Origin of the sequence: Dyadobacter sp. CY356 (genome assembly GCF_021440195.1) — a bacterium.
Classification (GTDB): Bacteria; Bacteroidota; Bacteroidia; order Cytophagales; family Spirosomataceae; genus Dyadobacter.
In genome coordinates this window covers 216204-239460 of the sequence record NZ_JAJTSZ010000010.1, presented here as the reverse complement: position 1 = coordinate 239460, position 23257 = coordinate 216204, and the positions used below count along the sequence as shown (strand labels likewise).

Genomic DNA, 23257 nt, shown 5'->3' with positions numbered 1-23257 from the left:
ATGGTGACGTACTATACATGATCCGCATAACCTTATTTCAATATAAACACCTGAAACTTATTTGACCGCACATGAACATAGAACAGCTTAAACGATACCGCGACGAAGCTACTCAACATCTTACTACCGAATTACTCCCATTTTGGGAAACCCGATGCGTTGATAAGGAAAATGGCGGGTTCATCACACATTTTGATTATGCCGGAAACGACTCTGGCGAAGACGAAAAATCATTAATTGCCCAGACCAGAACTGTATTTACCTTCTCCTCTGCACACCGGGCGGGTTACGGTGATGGCAGATATGCGGCTATCGCAAAACACGGTGTCGATTTTTTAATCGACAAAATGTGGGACAATGAGTTCGGCGGTTTTTACTGGCTGATGGATAGAAAAGGCAATGTCAAAATCGATGAAAAAATTGTCTATGGGCTTAGTTTCGCTATTTACAGTTTAAGTGAATATACTTTGGCCACGGGTGACAGCAGAGGTTTGGAATATGCTGAAAAGGTTTTTGACCTGCTTCAAATTCATGGAGCTGATACATTTTACGGCGGATATTTTGAAATGTTTAACCGTCAGTGGGAATTGAAAGGGGCTGGTGCAGCCGGTGGCGACAGGAAAACTTTGGATGCCCATATGCACCTGATGGAGGCTTTCACCACGCTATATGAAGCCAGTGGAAAGGAAGTTCACCGCAGAAAGCTGGTTGAAATAATTCAGCTTCTGATCAATAAAATAATGCATCCGGTTTATGGCACGGGTATTCCGCAGTTCTGGGCAGACTGGACTGTGGCACCTCAAATCAAGTTTGAAATTATATGGGGCTGGGACAGATTTTCGGAGGATGGACTGAAAAGTTCAGCTGAGGATAACACCAGTTATGGTCATAATGTTGAATTTGCCTGGTTGCTCATGCATGCCCTCGACATTGCCGGCATTCCTTATGACGATTATCAAACGCAATTGTTAAAATCTTTTGATCATGCGATAGAACATGGTATAGATTGGGAGTTTGGCGGTGTGTATGTCGAAGGCTCCCACGCAGGAGAGGTTTATGACCGGGAAAAGGAATTCTGGCAGCAGGCGGAGGTATTGATTGGAATGCTGGACGCCTACCGGATTTATGGTGATGAAAAATACCTGAAAGCTTATGACGCCACCCATCGTTTTGTTTTTGATAAAATGATTAACCACCAAGTTGGAGAATGGCTGCCATTGCTTACCCGTCAGGGCGAACCGATATGGAAACATATGAGCCATTCCTGGAAAGTAAATTACCATTCGGTACGGGCAATGGTGCAAAGTATTGTCAGACTGGACAAATTATTAAGCAAAGATTTGCCGGAATAATGGGTAAAATGGGCGACATCTGACTCGTCTGATACTCAAATTTGGGAAAAGTATTCTCAGGAATTTGGGTATAAATCAATCAGATTTATGAGGTAAAAGCTGAAATGGAATGGGTTTTCCCGGTTTCATTTCAGCTTTCTTAATGTTATACGTTTGATTATCAATAATTTTCAAAATTCGAGAGTTGAGTTACCAGATAATTAAACGTGAAGATAAAAAGCTGATCTTTTTTTGGCACAATTTATTTATTATATCAGATAATTGCATGAGGCAGTTTTCATAAATCTATAACTTTAAATATTAAAGATATGAGCGCGTTCACACAACAAGTAAAAGGAAATTGGACAGAGTTGAAAGGTAAGTTCAAACAGCAATACGCAGATCTTACTGACGACGATTTGTTATATGAAGAAGGAAAAGAAGACGAGCTTTTGGGAAAACTTCAAAAAAAATTGGGTAAAACCCGTGAAGAAGTAGAATCAGAAGTAAGCGATTGGTCAAAATAGACTAAATTATTAAGGTTCATGAAAGATGCCCGGGAGATAATTTCTTCCGGGCATCTTTCATTTTAGGTGGTATCTCATTTTGATGTAGTTTGCTTATAGGTTATGTCTCCGGTCTTTATTCCGCGGGAAATGATGTTAAGAACCAAGCAGTAAAATATTATAGAAAATACTTCCAGCTTTATTCCATTAATAAATTAAATAACGCCTTCAAACCCCAACGTCCATAAAGAAAAATCCCACTTTTTGGCAAATCAAATTTGTAATGAATAACTTTAATTACGACTCTTGCCGAACTCTTTGAAAACAAATCTAATCCTAAACCACCTATGAAAACGAATGAAATTCCAGTTGCCGTTATTGGCCTTGGACTGATGGGTTCCAGTATAGTTACTTGTTTGCTTATTGCCGGGCATCCCGTTGTCGCGTTGGCACCGTTAAGCAGCGATCTCTTGTTTGCTGAAAAACGGATTACTGACCATTTAGAAAAAGCGTTTAAAAATAGGATTATCCCGCATACCCCCGATTATTATCTGAAAAATCTCCTGATCACTGAGGATTATTCAGAATTATTTGCCTGCAAACTTGTTATTGAATGCACGATTGAGGACATCGATGTCAAGGAATCTGTCTATAAAAAAGCAGAAGCCGTTATTGCTTCTGATGCGCTTCTGGTAAGTAACACTTCCGCTATTCCTATCAGTCAACTTCAAAAATTAACCTCACATCCCGAACGTTTTCTGGGACTTCACTGGACAGAACCTGCGCATACCACCCGATTTTTGGAAATAATCTGTGGCGACGACACCAATATTTCCTATGGCGAATATCTGTATGAACTCTCACACCAGTGGGGAAAAGAACCCATATTGGTGCGGAAAGATATTGCAGGATTTATCACCAACCGATTGATGTATGCTATGTATCGTGAAGCAATTCATCTGGTTGAAAATGGATATGCGACTGTTGAAGACATAGACAGGTCTTGTAGAAACAATGCGGGTTATTTCATGACTTTCGTTGGTATTTTTCGATGGATGGATTTAACAGGAGTTCCTGCTTATCATACCGTGATGAAGAATCTGTTACCCACCTTGCACAATAGCTCGGAGGTGCCGGAATTGATTTCAAAAATTGTGGAGGAAGGCGGCAAAGGTATTGCCAATTCTAAAGGATTTTACGATTATGAACCTGGTGAAGCGGCTATGTGGCAGAAGACATTTTCTGAATTTGCTTATGAGATCCGGGAAATAGCGTTGCGTTATCCGGCAGATATTGTTAAACAAAAATTAAGGCAACAACAGCAGCAACAAAACCAGTGATTTCTGTTAATCTTTTATAAATCAATAGGTAATAGATTTTAACTTATCGGGATTTTATAACAAATATTTTAGATTTCTTTAATAACCACTTCCCATCGGAAAATGAAATTTTGGTTAGCCAATTGTTGTCTGTCAAAGTTATTTTTAAAATGCCGAAGAAAGATTATCATTTGCTTTCTATAAATTCACTGATGCTTCAATTCCCTGAATTCGTCGTAAACAGTATTTTTTAAATTCGTAATTTCCTTCAAAGAAAGGCTGTCAAATTTTATAGCTTTTCCTGGAATATGATAGATTTTATTATCCTGAATCAATACTTGTTGTGCGTTTGAAATATGAATTGCGCTTCCTTGTTTTTCAATTTCTCCTGTGTGATGAATTGTGTTGTCGCTAATTGAAACCTGACTGGAAACGTCATTTTTCGTATTACCATTTCCAAGTAAAGAAATGGCACTGGCGCCCACATGATCCACAAAACAATTCTTAATCGTGTCATTTTTGTTATAACCGGATAATGTCATTGCATTTCCTCCGAGATCACTAAAACTGCAATTTTCAATCCTGCAATTTTCGGTGCCGTTGAAGAGTACAGCGCCACCTTTGTAAACATTCCAGTCGCTACCGGAAACAGTTTCGTTGCTCTCCATAAAAGATCTTTCATTGTGCCTGAAATGCAGATTTTTGAGCATTATATTTCTCACTGGGTTTGCGGCTGAACCTTGAAGTTCTATACTGTTTTTCAAATTAGAAACTTCCACAACTGCCTTTGACAAATCCGTTTTCTTTCTCGGATAGAAGTATAGAAAATGGAATGTCCTGTCAAAATACCACTCCCCTGGTGCATCAAGTTCTGCAAAAATATTCTCAACAAAACGTATGGCTTTATCAGGATGTAGTGGCTTATTGTATTGCCATCCGCCGTCCAGTTCCACATTATCGGTATCGTCCACGCCGGTAATTCTGTAATGCAAACTTCCTTTTTTCTGCTCATCCAAAGCATGTAAATAGCCACCAAAGGGGTTTCCCCAGCTCAATACCCGAACATAATAAGCAGCATCCTCAGCAGAACCATTAAAAATTCCGGCAGTTGTGTCTGCATTCGGATATCTTGCCATGGTTTGCAGAATGCCGTTTACATATAATATATCAAATGCAATTTCAGGTGAAACAGCAGTTCTGTATATTCCGTTTTTGAATAATTGCCAGTCTGTCTTAATTTTCCTGCCAGCGCTAATTACAACCATTTCTTTACCATAAGCTGTAATTTCAAGCTTTTCCGGCCGCTTATCTGCGTTGCTTATGATGATCGTTTCAGGTAAGTAATATGTGCCATTCCTCATTTGAATACTAACCTGTTTGCCCGAAAAGCTTTCACTGACCGACATTGCTTTCTTCAAGGTTTTGAAAGGTTTTTCGAAAGTTCCGGGATTATTATCTTTCCCATTTGTAGCAACAAACAGTTTATCAACCTGTCCATAGGCAGACCATGTTGTAGCAAAGAGAAGAAAAATAATATAAAAACGCAGCATCAACAAGACAATTTCAATTCAGGATTTATTTTACTTTTCCCAGATCAGCAAATCCGCACAACTGATACATTTTAAAAGAAGTTAACCTGTGTTCTTACTGCAAAAGTTATATTAATTTGTGTGTTTTTTTATCAAATAAGATGGTTCTTCTGATCATAGTTGAGTAGCTTTGGGGCGATTCCGGGAAGTGAGAATTTTGTAATTTTATTTTAAAAGAAAATATAAAATTACAAAGATTAATTTTTCAATTCCACCCTGGCTTTAACTCAGTTTTACATACCTAATTGCAACTCACCTATGGATAATTTCCTGGCTGCAAGATCTCAAATGGCCCTTTCTCTGGGCTTTCACATCATATTTTCCTGCATTGGTATGGTGATGCCGTTTTTTATGGCTGTGGCACATTATTACTACCTTAGGACCGATAAAATTGTTTATAAAAATGTAACAAAAGCGTGGAGTAAGGGCGTGGCTATTTTCTTTGCGACAGGTGCAGTTTCGGGTACAGTTTTATCTTTTGAACTTGGATTGCTCTGGCCGAAATTCATGGAACATGCAGGCCCCATTTTCGGTATGCCTTTCTCCCTGGAAGGAACTGCTTTTTTCATTGAAGCCATTGCACTGGGTTTCTTTTTATATGGCTGGGACCGGTTCAATAAATGGTTTCACTGGTTTACAGGTGTCATTGTCGGCGTGAGTGGACTGGCCTCCGGAATTCTGGTTGTCGCTGCCAATGCCTGGATGAATAGTCCGGCCGGTTTTGATTTTGTGGACGGGCAGTATATCAACGTTGATCCGATTAAAGCCATGTTTAATAAAGCCTGGTTTTCACAATCGCTGCATATGTCACTTGCCGCTTTTGCTGCCACCGGTTTTGCGGTTGCCGGTGTTCATGCGCTGATGATTATCAGGAGACAAAATGTTTATTTTCATACCAAATCATTCACAATTGCCGCAATATTTGGCTGCGTGGCTGCGGTACTTCAACCATTAAGCGGTGATATTTCTGCAAAGGATGTCGCGAAAAGACAACCCGCTAAACTCGCAGCCATGGAAGCTCATTTTTTCACAGAGAAATCTGCCGGACTGGTCATTGGCGGAATACCGGATCCCGAAAATAAAAAAGTAGATTATGGTATTAAAATCCCTGGCCTGCTGAGTTTTATGGCGCATGGAGATTTTAGTTCAGAAGTGACAGGGCTTGATAAGTTTCCTGAAAAAGATCAGCCACCGGTTCCTATCACGCATTATGCATTCCAGATTATGGTCGGTTTGGGAATGGCTATGATGGCAATTTCTTTTTTATATTTCCTTGCACTCTGGAAAAAGAAAAACTGGCTTCAGAGCGACTGGCTACTTAAACTTTTTGTGGCTGCCACACCGCTGGGCTTTATAGCTGTGGAAGCTGGCTGGACGGTCACAGAAGTTGGCCGGCAGCCCTGGATTATTTACAATGTCATGCGGACAGCTGATGCAGTCACGCCTATGCCAGGAATCGGTTACTCTTTTTATATGTTCACGCTCATGTATTTTTCGCTGGCAGCCATTGTTATTTTTATGTTATACCGGCAGATCAAAATGGTACCCAAGCTCTACGACCTACCCGAAAAAGCACAAAAATAGATAGATCCTCCAACATTCTATCATACCAAAATTCTATCATTCTATCATTAACGCCATGTTATACGTAGTCATCATTTATCTCTGGACTTCTATCCTGCTCTATCTGCTCCTGGGCGGGGCAGATTTTGGGGCAGGAATTATTGAGTTATTTACTTCGAAGGCCAACAAAATGCAGACCCGTAAAACGCTTTATGAAGCAATCGGGCCCATTTGGGAGGCTAATCATATGTGGCTGATCATTGCGATCGTAATTTTATTTGTAGGTTTTCCGGTCATTTACAGTACCATGTCCGTCTATTTGCATATTCCTTTAACGATTATGCTTTTAGGAATTATCGCCCGCGGGACTGCATTTACATTCAGGCATTATGATGCCGTGCAAGACGATATGCAGAATATCTATAATCCGATTTTTGCTTATTCAAGTTTTGTAACTCCGTTTTTCCTTGGCATTATTGCCGGAAGCGCCGTTTCAGGACATATTGATCTGAAAGCGGATAATTTTTTAGACGCCTACATTTTCAGCTGGCTGCACTGGTTTTCAGTTTCGGTTGGATTATTTACCGTAGCCATTTGCGGATTTCTGGCCGCAGTTTTTCTGATAGGAGAAACAGATAATGACCATGACCGCCTTCGTTTTATCAAAAAAGCAAAGGCCTTCAACATTGCAGCGGTGATCTGTGGTTCGCTTGTATTTGTATCATCCTTGATTGAAGGAATTCCGCTGATTGACTGGGTGTTTGGTAATGTTGTCGGAATCATTGCGATTTCCGCTGCCACCTTATCGCTGGCTCTTCTTTGGTATCTGATGTATAAAGGACAGGCAAATATCCTGCGTATTCTGGCTGGATTTCAGGTTACCATGATTCTGTTAACAACTACCTATCGTCATTATCCAAACATTGTTATTCTGAAAAACGGCGGATATCTTTCATTGATCGAACATAGTGGTCATGAAAAGACAATTGAGGCACTTGCCATGGCATTGTTGATCGGAAGTATATTTATCCTGCCAGCTTTGTTTTATCTGATTTATAGTTTTCAAAAAAAGAAAGTAGATTTTGCGACGGATTAATAAGCGAACTGCCACAAAAAAGATAGCGCATTGATTTCGAAAGCATGAAATCAATGCGCTATCTTTTTGAAGCTATGCAAAACTGAGTCGTCAGGAATATCTGATTTTAATACTTATTGACCAAATTCACCGTCTGCGGTAATAGTTACCTCTTCACTTAACATCGGCGGAGCAAATTTTGGCCCTATACCAAAATCAGCACGTTTAATCGAACCAGTAGCCCGGAATCCTGCCACAGCCTTTTTATTCATCGGATTTGTGATTGTCCCGCGATACCATAGTTCCAGTGTAACCGGCTTTGTAACACCGTGCATCGTCAAATCTCCTGTAAGCTGGTATTTATCCGTTCCGGTTTTCTTAACGCCGGTACTTTTGAAAGTCAGTTCAGGATTGGCAGTTGCATCAAAAAAATCAGGCGATTTCAAATGCTCATTTCTTCTGTCGACACCCGTATTTATGGAGGCAGTTTTAGCCGATAATTCAAATGACGCATCGCTAAAATCCGGCTTTGAAGCTTTAATGGTTGCATCAAAATCGGTGAAAGCACCTGAAACGGTAGAAACGCCATTATGGGTAATGTCAAATTTCAGCTGAGAGTGCGCTTTGTCAGATTTCCAAACGGTCTGAGCAAAACCGGCCATCGAAAAAACAGATAATAATAGAACAAGGGAGATTTTCTTCATGATTACAGGAAGTTTAATTGAAACGATAAGGTGATAAATTTAAAACAGAACCTGACAGAAAATGATGTAATATCAGCATCAACTCTAAATCAGACCGATTAATTTATGAAGATTAAACGAGTAAACTAAACATTATCAGCACTTTTATTTTGTAATAATTTGAAGGAATTATTTTGACATAGTAAGATAGAAGGTTTTATGATTTCCAACAAATAATCAGCTTAGTGTTGTATCGATTGTGATCGTATGCGTCAGCGCGTTATGGATCGGACATTTATTGGCTATGGCCAATAATCTTGTTTTCTGCTCTTCATTTAAATCTCCGACCAATTCAATTTTCCGGTTCATCTGTGAAACATTAGCCTGAACATCTCTCGAAAAATCAACCGCTACATTGATTTCTGTAAGTTCAGACCAGCCCTTCCGGTTAGCATACATACGCAGCGTTCCACAAGTGCAGGCTGCCAACGCGGAAGCCAGTAATTCTTCCGGTGAAAATCCAAGATCCAATCCACCGGCAGAAACGGGTTCATCAGCAATAAGACTGTGCGTTGCTGTTTTAATTTCTGTTTTATACAATTCGGTTCCGATAGTTGCGACAACCTTGGCCATTATTTAATTTAGATTTATATTTTGACTGCTTTATATTTGAGATAAACTATCTAAAATTCTAATTTTTAGGTAATTATGAATTCAGAATTTCCCTATTCACACCACCGGCAAGAATGCCTTTGACAAAGTCCTCTTTCTCTGACCTGTTCAAACAACAGAATTTGTCATAAAGCACAAAAGTTAATTATTAATATCGGATTTGAGCCAAAATTCTTAGATTTGAAAAACATCTTTTGGGCACTCCTATGCAGACCAACATTCCACGAATCGACATTGATTCGCTTTCAGAGCACAAAGAAGACGAAATTCTGATAAGCCGGTTTGCAGCATATCTGGCAATACATCCTAATCTGACACTTCCACATCGACATAGCTTTTATCACTTGCTGTTTTTCACCGAAGGCGGCGGAATGCATACGATTGATTTTAACCATTTTGAAGTAAAGCCATATCAGATCTATTTCATGGTTCCAGGACAGGTTCATTCCTGGGATTTTAAAGGTAATGTGGATGGTTTTGTAGTCAATTTTTCGGGCGATTTCTTCCAGTCATTCCTGCTTCGTCCTGAATATCTGGCTTCCTTTTCTTTCTTTAAAGGGATTTCGCAGGAAAGTGTCATCAACCTTTCAGAAAAAACTCATCAAACTGTTAATAAGCTATTTGAAAATTTAATTGAACACTATATCGACAAAAATGTATTACGGGAAGATATGATTCGCGTGCTTTTGTTACAAATATTTATATGTATTGAGCAGAGTACATCAATAAACCGTGATCAAAATATCCCTTTCAAAACAAATATCCTGTTAAGTAATTTTCATAAGTTGATTGAGAAAAATTTTGTCGAAATCCGCTTACCGGGTGAGTATGCAGAACTGCTGAATATTACTCCCAATCACCTGAATGCATTGTGCAAGGAAAATATGGGTTTGCAGGCTGGTGAAGTAATAAGAAACCGTGTAGTTTTGGAAGCAAAAAGATTACTTGTAAACCTGGGACTTAGTGTTTCGGAAATTGCCTACAAACTAAACTTTAATGACAATTCATATTTTACCAAATTTTTCAAAAAAGAAGTTGGAATGAGCCCGGAAGTTTTTAGAAAAAAATCAACTCTGGAAAGTGGGAAACATTAATGAACATCCCTTAAAATGGCACCGGCTGCAATAGCCGAACATTTAAAACCGTCCTAGTTAGATAACTTTAAAGCGAAATAAGCAGCATTAAACCTACATTAATGCAACAAATGATGGAATAATAATCATTGCATAACGCAGCATCGTTTGTTTATCAACCGATCCACTAAGCAAATTGTTTTCCTTTGTTGTAGATTGATTTTTTGCGATTCCATGACTTTTAGTATGGGTAAAAAATTCACCTTGCAATCAATTTTACTAATGGCTGATCACAAGATGAATGCTTAAAATCTATAACTGTTTTACCTGATTTTATTTCCCAACCACTTCTTCCTGTGTCGGTGAAATAAATATTGCCAGCCACGCTCTTCTGGCCATGCGGTAAAATAGAGGTGTTAAAAATATCAAAACAGGAATAATACTATACAGGAAATAATCCAGATAGGGTTCAAAAAAATGAATAAAAACAAAAAAGTAAATCAACATAAAAACCACATAAAACGCATAGCTCATGTATAACGCACCCTGATAAAAGCCAGGTTCCGGCACCAGATTTTCACCACAATGGGGGCAGCTTTTATTCATTTGGTCAAATTTGAAGCTATAAGCGCTTTTAGTGACAAAAAAATCGCCCTGACCGCATCGTGGACATTTATTAAACAATACGCTGTAAACTCTGTTATTCTTCATGATTTCTAAAAATTAGAAGCCCTTATTTTTTGTTTCAAATCCTTTATCGGAAACTCTTACTTCCGATACTTCTATGAGCTTGAACCTCCTCATTTAACTTGTAACAAAGGTCAGCAATATACATTGGTCACGAAAGTACAGATGAAGTTATCTATGGTATAAATCAACGATTTTAAAAATATTCAAGATTTTCAATCTTAAAAAAAACCTAAACCGATAAAATGGACATGTTAAACACGAATCTGTACATTTATTCCAGGCAGATCCCTATCTATCTTTGTATTAGCATATTATAAATATTAAGAATTGAAACAAGTAACGTTATACTTTTAAAAATAGAAAATCAGGACTTTCAACTTTCACTGGTGTTATTTGAAGATACATATTTTCGAATAAAAATATTTTCAAGTTAATTAGGAATGATCATTCCATTATTATTACCTTTACGGAACAATCATTCCATTAATAATTTTTAAACATATATCAAATGAACAATCTTCAAAACAAAGTCGCAGTAGTAACCGGGGGCAATAGTGGAATTGGCTATGCCGCAGCAAAAGAATTTGCAGCACAAGGTGCACAAGTAATCATCACAGGTAGAAATAAAGAATTATTAGATCAGGCAGCTAAAGAACTTGGTGCAACTGGGATAGTTGCTGATCAAAGTAATCTTTCCTCCATTGATAAATTGGTAGATAATGTAAAAAACAAATTTGGCAAAATCGATATTCTGTTCCTCAATGCCGGACTTGCCGCTTTTGCTCCGTTACAATCCGCTTCTGAAGACCATTATGACGACATTATGAACGTCAATGTAAAAGGCACCTTTTTCACGGTTCAGAAGTTCCTGCCTATTTTTAACGACGGAGGTTCAGTTATTTTTAATACGTCTATAAATGCCCACGTTGGTATGCCTAATTCAGCGGTTTATGCGGGAAGTAAAGGAGCTATTTTATCGTTGAACAGAGTATTTGCCACTGAACTTGCACCAAGAAAAATCCGTGTAAATGCGGTATCTCCCGGTCCGGTTGAAACACCGCTTTACGGAAAATTAGGTTTGAGCCATGAAGAAGTATCTGGTTTTGGTGAGATTTTGGGTAAAAAAATTCTATTGAATCGTTTTGCTCAGTCCTCAGAAATTGCAAAAACTATTTTATTCCTGGCATCTGATGATTCTTCCTTCATTACCGGAACCGAGATTGTAGTTGACGGCGGATTGACTGTAAATGCAGTATTGAATTAATTTGAGCATTATTTTCGGAATAATTGTTCCAAAATAAATTAACTTTGCTGACGCATCAGCAAAGTTTTTTAGCAATATGGCACGCACGAAAGAATTCGATCAGGAAGCGATTTTAGATAAAGCTGTTGACCTATTTTGGTATAAGGGTTACCACGCTTCTTCCATGCAGGATGTGGTGGATGCGCTTGGGTTGAGCCGGTCAAGTATTTATGATACGTTTGGTGATAAACGTAAGCTTTATATCTCCGCTTTGGAGAGATACCGTGCACAGGCAGCGGGTGGATTGATTGATATGGTCAATGACTCCAAAAACACGATGGTTTCGTTGCAGGAGATTTTTAAAATGCTTGTTCATGACAGTTTTACTGATAAACTTCCCAAGGGTTGTTTTATGGTTAACAGTTCTGTGGAACTGGCACCTCACGACGAAGAAATCGACAAAATTGTGCGTCAAAACATGCAGGATATTGAAGATGCCTTTTTTCAACTGATAACCAAAGGCCAGCAATCCGGGGAAATTTCAATGGATAAAAATCCGAGAGCTATTGCCCGTTTTTTGTTTAATACAATTTCCGGTTTAAGAATAGCTGCCAAATCCGCTGTGGATCAGGATATTTACAATGACATTGTCAGCGTAGCCTTAGACGTATTAAAATAGATTATCCGGACTCTCGAATTATTTCAAAGTCCGGACATTTTCAATTTTATTTGACCAGATTGCTTTCTCTTATAATTTTAAGTATATGTGAATGATATGAAAACGCCTTTTGCAGATCATTTTCATCATAAACAACATTGTCGAGCACAATACAGCTGGTTTTTGTTTTAGGAAAATAAAAATCCATAGAAATAAACCCTGGGGCGAAACCAGTTTGTCCGAGCTGTAAAATGCCCTCCTTGGTGTCGTGGGTAATCCCATAACCATATTCCACCTTTCCAAAAATAGGGTGATTCCTGACGGCCTCCGGCTTTTTGGAGATCATTAAACGGTATGTTTTCTGCGATAAAAGTTTTCCTTCGTGCAGACAATTATTCCATAAGAGCAGATCGTGCGCGGTAGAAATGAACGAGCCGGCCGCCACATAATTTTCAAATGTTTTAGCTTCAATCGCAAATTTTCCATTTTCCTGTTCGGTATAACCTTTTACAAGATTATGATACTGCTTCACGTCCGGATGAAAGGTATTGTACATTTTACATTTCTTAAATAGTGCTGCAGACAAAGACGCAAAAGATTTCCCAGATGTATTTTCAATAATTCTTGCCAACAGATCATAACCGATCTGAGAATAGGAATATTTCGAACCTGGTTTAAAATCAAGTGGTTTGTCCAGGGCGGATATTCCATTCATATGCGTCAAAAGCTGGTCAACAGTGACAGAATCCGCCCATGACTGCTTTAATTCAGGCAGATAGTTTCGGATTGGAATATCAAGCTTTACCCTGCCTTTTTCATATTCCCGCAAAAGTAAAACTGCTGTAAATTGTTTGCTGATGGATCCAATCACAAACTGATCGTCAAATTTCAAAGGTTTCCTTTTTTCAATATCTGAAAATCCAATGACCTTAACGTATTTGGTAAAACCATGTTTTGCAATTAGAACTATTCCGTTGAAATGTTTTTGAGTAGACGAAGAAAGCAAGTCGTCAATTTTTCCATTGGTATTGTCATTATTCCCGCCAATCGTTTTTTTTGACTTAGCATCTCCGGTAACAGGTCTGACTCCATAATCCCGTCTTGCCCATTGCGCCGAAGGTTCGAGCCATTCGGGTAATGCTTTGAATAGAAATCCATGTTTCAATCCTGTGTTCAATTCGATTTCTTTAAACCTGCTGACTGTATTTACCGATCTTAGTCTCATGCTTGTACATGACTGACCTATAATATCACTTTTTTCATATATTGATAAAATGTTGCCTCTGAAATTTATATCCGGGATTTTGGTTACATCTTCTTCCCCACAGCTTCCAATAAAAACATAATTTAAGTCCTTATTCTTTTCAATGCTTGAAACAAACTGAGCAATATAACCTCCTTTGGATGTACCAATAACAGTGATTCTTTCCGGCTTGATACCTTTGGTGATCAGGCTATCAATTTGCAAAGCTACTTTTTGGGCATACGATTTTGCATCCGTATTCAGAGGACGTTTCTCACTGATTACAACGAAATTTTCTTTCGTGTAATAATCCAGAATCTCTTCATATTGTGCTACTCCGTAGTCCGGATGTTTTGCAGACAAATCATTTTCTTCAATAAACTTATTATGAAGAAAGAAAATGTAACGCTGTGCAAAAGCACCATTAACAAGAAGAAAAAAGCAAAAAAACAGTATTACTCTTTTCTGGCATAAAGTAATTTTCATCGGCTAATTTAAGATTGTTAAGTAGCGATAAAGTTAAACGCACTAGCCGTAACTTTCCTAAAAAGCCGTATGATTATTTGTAAATAGTTGATTCAAATCCTGATTTCAATTCTGAATTTGTGCTCGTTTTGTACGGATAATATTTACTATCAACACAATTTGAGCAAGTAACAAAAGGCCTGCTGCAACGATGGCGAGCAGAGTGATCACTTGAATATCTTCAATTGGTTTTACTAACAAAATCAAAAGTGGAATAACCGTCAGCGAATAATGTACATAACCCAATGGATTTTGTAGCGGCCAGATAAACTTGTCAAAAACATAATATATCGTGAAACATGCAATACAAATCATGGACAGCAACTGTGCAACGAATTTTTGAGAAATCACATAATACGTGTCGTAGAGTTGAATGGAGATATCTGATTTAAAAAACAAAAAATTGGCCAGTGATACCAAAAAAGCTGTCACAACGAAAAGGGTCTGCGGTTTTATTCGTTTTTGTTCTTTCATTTCAACAGATCACTTTAAGATTAAATTATACTTCGGCTATTATATAAAATTAAAACCAAAACCCGACCTGAAAGGCAATTCTTGGTTTCTCTTCCTGTTTTTCTTTTGGAATAAATGCGCCTATTGACAAAGTCAGTATATCTACGGGAGCGACCCAGATTCCCCCTCCGTAACTATAATGCCAGTCTTTGTTCATATCATCATTAAGCCAGACACGGCCGTAATCAAAACTACCAAAAAGCCCGTAAGTTAACGGCAAGGTAGGATTTACACTGTTTCCCAATCTAACACGCAGATCATTTGAATGCCACAAACTGCTTTTGCCATAAAACCGTTGCGTCCGATATCCACGCAATCCCTGATTTCCTCCAATGGTTGGCATCTGGAAAAATTCATATCCTTTACCGAAATTCAGACCTGTTCCGATCTGAGAGGCAAAAATGATGTTCTCCTTTGTATCCAGACTGAAATAAAACGCTATCTGCGCTTTCAGACCCGAGAAGCTTTTATCCTCTTTCAGGTTTTTGGTATAGTTCATTCCGGCATTAAAACGTAATCCGGAATGTGGAGAAAAGATATTATCAACACTGCTGAAATTAAATAAAAGCTGGCCACCGCTGTAATATTTTGTTTTGAAAACATCGTCACTAAGCTGGTTCGCATCACTGGTAATAAATCTACCGGCGGTAGATTGTACATCTGAAACTTCAAAAACCGGTCCCAATGTCACAAAACCGCTATTTCCGGCAAAATGTTTTTTGATGGCAGGATATACATGAAAAGCACTCTGGCGCACCCGGTAAAAGTTAGGGTTGTCAACCGGACGTTCAGAAGTATTTCCTAAACCGGCATAGTTAAATGCATAGGCAGGGCCATGATAATAAGTATCCAGGTAAAAGTCGAAACTTTTGAAAGCATTCAGATAATCCCCGGTATAATAAAGCTTGATAGCTTTGGTGGCAAAGGAATAACTCCCGCCAAACCGTTGCTGTGAGGCATAAGGTTCTTTTTTGAAACCATACCTGATCATATTGAAATTGGCACCAATCAAAAAGCCGTCATCCGGGTTGTACCCAACAATTGGAAGTGGAATAGTAATATCATAATCACTTTCTGCACTCCTGCGGTCGTACACATTATACCGGTAAAGAGAAGTCCGTTTATCTTTTGTTTCCGGCCCGCCATTTATTTTATTTTTGCCGAGATCATCATACACAATCGTTTTTTTACCTCCACCGTGTACAATTGAGCTGTCCGTGAAAATATCTTTACCAGTTCCACCGATTAATCTCACCCTAGAACCCTTGCTGACATCGCCTGTAACAATAAATTCATCGTCGTCCCCATTACCATAAACGTTAATTGTTTTGGTGATTTTATTATCAAAAATTCGCCTGTAATTCTGTTGTTTAATCTCGCCCTTTTTGTTTATTTCCGAAACCGTAACCCGCGTATGTTGGTCATCCATACGTTCAATTTCAAATTTTTCATTTTCCTCAGTACCTATAACATTCACCGACTCGCTCACAAATTCATAATGTTTTCTGGCCAGTTCCAGTAAATTATCCCGTCTGGTTTTTATGCTTTTGATCACAAGCGGTGCGGCCATTTCTCTTGCCTTATCCGGCCAGTCTGTGAAAGCATTTTCAATAACTTCATCAGTCATGTTTTTCTGAACATACCGTACCTGCTCTTCCCAATCTTCCCAACTAAGTGAATTCAAAAAGGTCCGGTCAAATAAACGCGCACTCCATGTAGTCCATTTCATACTTGGAACTTCCGGGCCGTAAACCTGTAACTGACGCAAAAACGGCATGGTTAGCCTGGCAGCGTTGGTAAAAAGTCCGTCATATTTTGACAGCGCCTGATCCCTGTCACGTGGAATTGGCCGATACAGATTTGTACCATCCGGCTGTTTGATATCAGCCCAGGTCCACTGGTCATCATGCCGGTCCCAGTCACCGATGATTATATCAAGAAAGCGGGTTTTCAATGCCCACTTTTCATCGACCCTATATTTATTACTTTCCAGAATATTTTCAAGCAAATCCGGTGTACTGATTATTTTATCCGCATTTCCAAAAAAGGCTGCGTCCTTCCATTTTTTACCATCCGGGCGTTCCTCCACCAAACTCAGACTTCCACCAAAAACCTGGTTAAAATCGCCTAATGCGGGTTGTGAAGGAACATAATAAATTTTAGGATTGGTATGATAAACCTGAATGGCATCAGCAAGTTTGGGTATTGCCAATGGTGCAAATGGCAGCGTGGAAAGGAAATTTTCCTGAGCCAGAAATTGCGCCGCAAGCATTTTATTAAAAGGATATGGCAAAAAACGACTGACATCTTTTGTCATGTCACGAAGCACATATTCCTTCCCATCGTTTGCACGGACACGGAGCGAATTCGTCTGATTTCCCCCACCCTGTTTAACCGGAATTACGCCCCCCTGATATTTATCAAAATCAAGAACCGGGAAAGGATATTTTTCCATATAAAGATTCCTGTGATGTTCGCCAAACAGGAAGTTATGGAAACCCTTAACCGGCTTTATTTCATTTTTAAGCACAAACCGGCTGGTGCTATCCAGATGTTCTTCATATTCTTTGTAGGCGATAGCCGGCTCCGATTTCACAACCGGAAGTTTGTCCTTTATCTTTTTCTGATAAACCAGTTTTGCACTTTTCCCATGTTCAGCCACTTCCCAGTATTGTACCCAGGTTTCACCGCCTTCGTAGAAAGAAAGCGTACTGTAACCCAAAGCCGTGGAAGCAAATTGCGAACCTTTACCCATTCCGATAGGACTGTTTTTAGATCCGCTTCCACTCACAATAAATTCCTGTCCGTCGTTTTCGATAAACTGCAACGCATGTTCATGGCCACTGGCAAAAATGAAATTTCCATTTTTCCTTGCCGCTGCCAGGATTCCGTCGCGCATATCCTTATAAAGTTTGTTATGCGTATCCTGACGAGATCCGATTGTTCCCCTGAAAAGCGCACTTAAACTTCCAATACCCGGAAGCGGGATATACAAATTCGGGTTCATTTCTGTGAGCGGGAAAATATGCTGCTTGATCGTAAATTTCCCACCATGCGGGCCATACGTAAACGGCGGATGGTGCATTGCGATCACGACGTTTTTATTCCTGTATTTACGGATCACATTTTCAAAAATAAACTTGAAAGTTGCCCTGTTTTTTATTTCGCAGCCATCATTGATTTTGGTATCTTTATCCCAGTCACTCAGCCACCACTGTGAATCGACAGCGATAACGACCACATTATCATTTAGTTCTATCACTTCCGGCCCTGAACATCCGTCCTGTGGAAGGAAATAAGTCTCGTAATCGTCTTTATCCGTTTTTCCTTTTCTTTTATTAAGATAAGATTCAATAAAATTTTCCTGACGTTTCAGCCCTTTCCTCCCCCAACCCCGCCAGTCATGATTACCCGGGATAAAAAATGGTCTTCCTTTAAAATCATCAAGCGTTTCCAATTGAGAGGTGATCCGGTATTCGGCCACTTTTCTTTTGGCGGTATCATCCGAGGGCGGCATACCGTACTCATAAATATTATCTCCCAAAAACAAGGCTGAGCTATTTTTGGATTCTTTGGCAAGTTTTTCTTTCAGATAGAGAAGTACCGGAGCCTTATTTTCAGGTTTGTCGTTTCCTGCATCACCCACCAGGTACATGGTATGTTTTAAGACAAGATCAGGAGAAGGAGCACTTTGTTCCCAACTTTTTCCTTCCCTGGAATATTGCAGCTTTTTGTAACTGGAACACGAAGAAATGATAACCAGCGATACTATAAAAAGTATTGAGGAGAATTTTAATTTCATACCAGATTCAGGTAAGTTCACTTTTGTTATTTACTTAACTTCTTAAATTTCAAAATATTACCCTCCGCAAAATCATCTCCTTCATTTGATATATAAAGATTACCAGCGTTATCAAAAGCAATCCCTTCTGGTTGTGTGAACATGTTTCCATTGAGGGCAAGGGCTTGCTGAACCTTCCAGTTTTTGTCTGTTATAACCAATAATTTATTCACAGCGGAGATGATATACCAATCTTTCGAAAACGGGTTTTGCGCCATACCCGAAGGCCGGAAACCTCTTTCCACTTTCCCTGACAACGCTTTTATATCTTTTACATTGATCTGAAAAGGCTGGGCAATTGCAACACTGTCGTCGGTGTGAAAAGCATAACCGGTAATGCTTTTTTTAGAATCATCCTGCGCACAGTTTTTACAAAGCACATACAAACTATCCGTCTCTTCATTGCCATAGATGCTTTCATATTCACCTTTTGGCAAAACTTTTTTCCATTCCTTTGTGCTGTCAACCTCTTCGTAAACAGACTCCGAAAATGGAAATGAATATAAGGTTCCGTTACTTTTAAGCACGACAACCTGGTCATTAATAATGGCCAGGTCTTCATAATCTCCTTTTTTCCCAAATTTGGCATGATACTGTTTTTTTACACCCCAGGCCAGGCGAAAAACTTTGCCTTCTTCATCCTGAATAGCATATATAGTATCCGGATTACCTTTTTCAAAAGTAATTCCTGAAATTTCAAAGAGACTTTCCGGCATGAAAAACTTTTCCGGACTTTCAAGATTGTAGTCTTTCAGCGTTTGTTCATTTTCATGCGAATTTGAACAACCCGTAAAAAGAGTAAGTAATAAAATGGCTGAAATCAATATTTTGTAAAAATTACTGGTCATATAAATCTAATTTCTATTTGTGTTTAATAACACCGAAAATTGTATTGGTAATTTTCCACCCCGACAATGAATTATTTACCAAAAAACATCGAAGCAATTACAAAAGAGACCACCGAGGCGACAATCCCGAACATGAAAACATTATAACCTACGCGTAATAATCTGTATTTTCTACCTAAAACCACCCCTTGGGAATACACGTCTTTTGTTAAACTTCCATATAAAAAATCGCGGTCATTCATCATCGCCTGCATGCCGGCTGCGTAATCTGAATATGCCATTCTGTAAAAATTACCAAAAAACAGCAGGTTCACTTTTTTATCGGTTATATCCTGTTCTGTAAACGTTCCGTGCGGAATTGTCGGGCGAGTCGCCAGAATGGAGAACACCATCGTGATCACGCAAATCGTTAGCAGTAATATTGTAGGGAATATCAGATAGGCGTTGTCTTCCAGCTTTCTAAGCAGAATACTAAGTAAAACTGATATAATAATGGATGTAGTCGTGATCATGATATGTGCCTTATTATCAGCCATATCACTCAACCGCTGGTGGTTATTTGAACTGATACGAAACATCGTTTCAATTCCTTTGTCCGGCCTGTCCGACTTCACTTTTTTATCCTTTTCCTCTTCCGTTTCTGATGCCATTTTTGAATCATCTATGTATTTGAGAAGATTAATCTGCGGTTCCGGCTCCTTCACTTTTTCCGTTTCTTTATCTTTTAATTTCTGAATATTTTTATTTTTCACCGCATCCAGCAAAGCACGGCAATAATCAGTTTGATAAACATGCGCTTCCAGAAATTCTATGGTGTGTTTGCGCCAGTCCTTTTTATCTATTTTTTTGCCCAGCCACATTTCCTTTTCCTTGCGCATCAGCTTGTTTTTATCAGCAAACTCTTCGGTACCCAAATGGTATAAGTCTGCATCACAAACTATTTGCTGAAGAAATACCAATGGCCGCTGCGGTATGGTTGTCGCTAGAATACAACCCTGGATTGCCAGAATCACTTCTTCTTTAACTTCCTTTTCTTCCAGATAAACCTTTGCCAATTCCGCACCCCGCTGTTCATGTCCTTCTGCGCTACCGGTGCAATAACCGATGTCATGAAACCATGCGGCTGCAACTACCACAAAGTTATCCTTTTCATGCAGCTCATAATGCCTGGAAATATCAATCGCGTGTACCACGACTTCTTCGGTATGCGTAAGATTGTGATAAACTAATTCTTCAATCTGCTGCGTCTTGAAAAAGTGTTTTACATGATTCTGAACATGTTCAAGGACCTTATCGTAATTCATATAATTCTTTTAATTTTCTGATATTGTGAGGGTTCAAACTTTCAACTCCATTCTCCATCCAGATTCACCCCGATCCGCAAAGCTCTCAATCCTGTAACTCCCTGCAATTCTTCGAGTTCCAGATATTCAAGATCGTTTTTCAAAGTGTTTTTCTCCTGAAGATATTTAATGTAATTAACGTATTCTTCCGCGGATTTGCTATTGAAGTATACCAGTGCAATCTTTCCGGGCTGGGTTAACCGTTCACCGGTTTCCTTGACATGCACCTTATCAATCCGTTTTTTAATAACGTGGTAACGAATATTGTATGAACCTTCCACATCAAAACGGCGCTCATCATCACGAAAACTGATATCAATGCTATTGGAATTGATAAAGATAAGCTGCGTTGTTTCCAGCGGATTTTTCATCTGCGGGATCAGCTCGTGCGTAATTTTCGCAATCGCCGCCATCGAGGTAAGTTGCCACAAACGGATATTATTCAGATAAAGAATATTAAAGTTTTTTTCCGGCGCAATTTCCTGACCAATGTAAATATCGTATTCGACACCATCTGTTCTGAATTTTTCAAAATAACATGGATAGCTTTGCTGGATCTCACTTTTAAAGAGTTCTAGATAAAGATTAACAGCCGAATTTATCGTCTGCATGGAAGATTCCAGCGCATTTCTATTGGCATACGCAAGACCATTCTCCTTATCAACTACCTGATAATAAGCGTCAATGCTTTCAACGAGATTCTGTTCGCTTTGTCTGAAATGCTGCAAAAACGGATATACCTCAAACTCAAAGAAATCCAGCACCTTCACTTCATCATTTTCAGTAGACTGGTCAGAAATCCGCTCCATCCACTTTTTACATTTGTAGATAATTTCGTCTGCCAGCCCAAGCCCGACATTCTCTTTGATGGTTTTCAGAACCTTGATCAAAGCACCGAACTGAACCTGTAAGTCAGTGTGTAACGCGGTATTTCTTTCAATGGTGGAATTCCTGATATCGATCGCACCATACAGCGGATAAACATTTTTAAAATGTATGCTTTCAATCGGCGTTTTTGGGAGCTGAATGGTATTGTCGCGCAAATAATGCCAGGCCACTTCCTTAAATTTCCATTGAACGGCAGGTTGTAATGATGTAAATTTCTCCTTGATTACATTCTCAATCCTCGATTCAAATTCATCGATATTATTCTGCAAAAGCTGTCCGATTAAAGGAAGAGCTGGTTTGAGTCTCGAAAGTGAGTGCTCAGTCAATAAATCTTTTTGTTTGCAGTAGACCTCAAGAACGCCTACTAACCCTGATCCATTGTAAACCGGCAGCAATGCGTAAGAATGCACACCGTGACCCTTCAGTATACTTAAAAAATCGCCGTGATCTTCTCCGTCATATAAGTTTTTATAGAAACAGATGGATGGGTTTTTGAAAAATCTATCAGCCAGATGCAAAAAATCATCTTCTTCCATTCCCTGTTCCAATGATGTCTGGACAAGAATACTATGCGTACAAAGATCCTCGCTGAAAACCAGCTTCTCATTAACCCGCAACTCAGGTAAAAGTCCAAATTTCACCTCATGGCTTCCAATGAGCAAACTAAGTGAGGCAATGATTTTTTCGTAGTAAGACTTTGCCGTATCACGGGCTGGATTCAGTATTATGCTTTTAATGTTTTCAACTGCCTGTTCTGCCGTTACATCTGTTAAGGTAATAACAGAAAACCCCTCGAATTTAAACATGGAGAGAGGTAAAATCTCTGCCAGAGAATTCCAGTCAAAATCCCGCTGAGACTGCTTTTGAAGAATCTCGATGGTTAGTTCAGGCAAGGGGCCTTTCGGTATTACTTCAATAAAGTCCTTTCCAAGATCCAGTTTATAGTATTTTGACAAGCAGGTTTTATCATCCCGGATCGAAAGAATCATTTCATTATTATGATATGACGGGATTCCATAAAAACGTTCAAGGATAAATGAATATAACATCTGCACCTTTTGCTTCTTCTCAATACTTATGTCAATATCCCTGAGCAGATCACATTTGGCAAGTCCGGTATCCCGATCTGCCAAAAGATCATGGAATGCAGAAGTCTCGTAAAAAATAGTTGGTTTTAAAGGCACACTCAGCGCCCATAAAGTTTCCTTTTCATCTGCAATCACCGGAACGAGCATATTGTAAACCAGACTCAGTTGTTCCTGAAAATCACCGATTTCTGACAATTCTACATTACCGGCAAATCTTGGATTTTCGGTAAAACGATCTAGCACAAACTCGAAAAATTTCCTTTTGACTGTTGTCTCTCCCGCAATCCTTACTTTTATATAATCAATAAATTTTTTAAAGGAGAGCGATACATCAATCTGCTCGATTTCCACTGGAATATTTTGCGATATATCTAATATGGTTTCCTTCATTATCGTATCTTTTCAGTGAATTCAATTCTGTTTATCATTCCAGTTATAAACAGGAAGACGAATGACAGAGCCAATTACTTTTTAATTTTTTGAGTTTTATTCATTATAGAAAAAACGCCGGAAGTCCTAAGAAATAATCTTACCGACGTCAGCGTCTTGACTATACTAAAATGAAC

Annotated in this window: 18 protein-coding genes; 8 read left to right on the top strand and 10 right to left on the bottom strand. The window is 38.9% G+C overall.

Annotation, left to right across the window (positions count from 1 at the left end; translation table 11 throughout):
- The first annotated feature begins 71 nt into the window (after positions 1 to 71).
- The 3 genes from LXL81_RS25995 (at position 72) to LXL81_RS25985 (ending at position 3177) form a co-directional block, all read left to right on the top strand.
- Positions 72 to 1352 carry an AGE family epimerase/isomerase gene (locus tag LXL81_RS25995; protein WP_234650445.1) on the top strand — a complete coding sequence of 427 codons (1281 nt, stop codon included), beginning with the start codon at positions 72 to 74 and terminating at the stop codon, positions 1350 to 1352.
- 308 nt (positions 1353 to 1660) lie between these two features.
- Positions 1661 to 1858 carry a CsbD family protein gene (locus tag LXL81_RS25990; RefSeq protein WP_234650443.1) on the top strand — a complete coding sequence of 66 codons (198 nt, stop codon included), beginning with the start codon at positions 1661 to 1663 and terminating at the stop codon, positions 1856 to 1858.
- Positions 1859 to 2184: 326 nt separating this feature from the next.
- Positions 2185 to 3177 (top strand): 3-hydroxyacyl-CoA dehydrogenase family protein, encoded by a 993-nt coding sequence (locus LXL81_RS25985; RefSeq protein ID WP_234650441.1) that lies wholly within the window; start codon positions 2185 to 2187, stop codon positions 3175 to 3177.
- Between the two features lie 185 nt (positions 3178 to 3362).
- Here the strand turns inward: LXL81_RS25985 and LXL81_RS25980 are convergent, their stop codons facing one another.
- Positions 3363 to 4706, bottom strand: coding sequence for a right-handed parallel beta-helix repeat-containing protein (locus tag LXL81_RS25980; protein WP_234650439.1), 1344 nt, complete (start codon positions 4704 to 4706; stop codon positions 3363 to 3365).
- 297 nt (positions 4707 to 5003) lie between these two features.
- Here LXL81_RS25980 and LXL81_RS25975 point away from each other — a divergent pair, with 297 nt between their 5' ends.
- Together LXL81_RS25975 and LXL81_RS25970 are read left to right on the top strand one after the other, a co-directional pair.
- On the top strand, positions 5004 to 6329 hold the full coding sequence (locus LXL81_RS25975) for a cytochrome ubiquinol oxidase subunit I (RefSeq protein ID WP_234650438.1): 1326 nt from the start codon (positions 5004 to 5006) through the stop codon (positions 6327 to 6329).
- A gap of 55 nt (positions 6330 to 6384) precedes the next feature.
- Complete coding sequence (locus tag LXL81_RS25970; RefSeq protein ID WP_234650436.1) at positions 6385 to 7404, top strand: cytochrome d ubiquinol oxidase subunit II; 1020 nt, start codon at positions 6385 to 6387, stop codon at positions 7402 to 7404.
- 113 nt (positions 7405 to 7517) lie between these two features.
- Here LXL81_RS25970 and LXL81_RS25965 read toward each other — a convergent pair whose 3' ends face one another.
- Positions 7518 to 8087, bottom strand: coding sequence for a YceI family protein (locus LXL81_RS25965; protein ID WP_234650434.1), 570 nt, complete (start codon positions 8085 to 8087; stop codon positions 7518 to 7520).
- A gap of 216 nt (positions 8088 to 8303) precedes the next feature.
- A complete protein-coding gene (locus LXL81_RS25960) occupies positions 8304 to 8699 on the bottom strand; it encodes an OsmC family protein (protein ID WP_234650432.1) in 396 nt (131 codons plus the stop codon).
- A 245-nt stretch (positions 8700 to 8944) separates the two neighbouring features.
- Here LXL81_RS25960 and LXL81_RS25955 point away from each other — a divergent pair, with 245 nt between their 5' ends.
- Complete coding sequence (locus tag LXL81_RS25955; RefSeq protein WP_234650431.1) at positions 8945 to 9832, top strand: AraC family transcriptional regulator; 888 nt, start codon at positions 8945 to 8947, stop codon at positions 9830 to 9832.
- Positions 9833 to 10144: 312 nt separating this feature from the next.
- On the opposite strand, the gene LXL81_RS25950 is transcribed toward LXL81_RS25955, so the two are convergent.
- On the bottom strand, positions 10145 to 10417 hold the full coding sequence (locus LXL81_RS25950; RefSeq protein WP_234650429.1) for a DUF983 domain-containing protein: 273 nt from the start codon (positions 10415 to 10417) through the stop codon (positions 10145 to 10147).
- Between the two features lie 592 nt (positions 10418 to 11009).
- Between LXL81_RS25950 and LXL81_RS25945 the strand changes: the two genes are divergently transcribed.
- Positions 11010 to 11765, top strand: coding sequence for an SDR family oxidoreductase (locus tag LXL81_RS25945; protein ID WP_234650427.1), 756 nt, complete (start codon positions 11010 to 11012; stop codon positions 11763 to 11765).
- A gap of 76 nt (positions 11766 to 11841) precedes the next feature.
- Positions 11842 to 12423, top strand: coding sequence for a TetR/AcrR family transcriptional regulator (locus tag LXL81_RS25940; RefSeq protein ID WP_234650425.1), 582 nt, complete (start codon positions 11842 to 11844; stop codon positions 12421 to 12423).
- 46 nt (positions 12424 to 12469) lie between these two features.
- On the opposite strand, the gene LXL81_RS25935 is transcribed toward LXL81_RS25940, so the two are convergent.
- The 6 genes from LXL81_RS25935 to LXL81_RS25910 form a co-directional block, all read right to left on the bottom strand.
- Positions 12470 to 14131, bottom strand: a complete 1662-nt coding sequence (locus LXL81_RS25935) for a serine hydrolase (protein ID WP_234650423.1) — start codon at positions 14129 to 14131, stop codon at positions 12470 to 12472.
- A 105-nt stretch (positions 14132 to 14236) separates the two neighbouring features.
- Entirely contained in the window at positions 14237 to 14644 is a 408-nt protein-coding gene (locus LXL81_RS25930) for a hypothetical protein (protein WP_234650421.1), read from the bottom strand.
- Positions 14645 to 14693: 49 nt separating this feature from the next.
- Positions 14694 to 18485 (bottom strand): metallophosphoesterase, encoded by a 3792-nt coding sequence (locus tag LXL81_RS25925; protein WP_234650420.1) that lies wholly within the window; start codon positions 18483 to 18485, stop codon positions 14694 to 14696.
- 26 nt (positions 18486 to 18511) lie between these two features.
- Positions 18512 to 19372 (bottom strand): SdiA-regulated domain-containing protein, encoded by an 861-nt coding sequence (locus tag LXL81_RS25920; RefSeq protein WP_234650418.1) that lies wholly within the window; start codon positions 19370 to 19372, stop codon positions 18512 to 18514.
- Between the two features lie 71 nt (positions 19373 to 19443).
- On the bottom strand, positions 19444 to 20676 hold the full coding sequence (locus tag LXL81_RS25915) for a Pycsar system effector family protein (protein ID WP_234650416.1): 1233 nt from the start codon (positions 20674 to 20676) through the stop codon (positions 19444 to 19446).
- 41 nt (positions 20677 to 20717) lie between these two features.
- Complete coding sequence (locus LXL81_RS25910) at positions 20718 to 23081, bottom strand: GAF domain-containing protein (protein WP_234650414.1); 2364 nt, start codon at positions 23079 to 23081, stop codon at positions 20718 to 20720.
- Positions 23082 to 23257 lie beyond the last annotated feature (176 nt).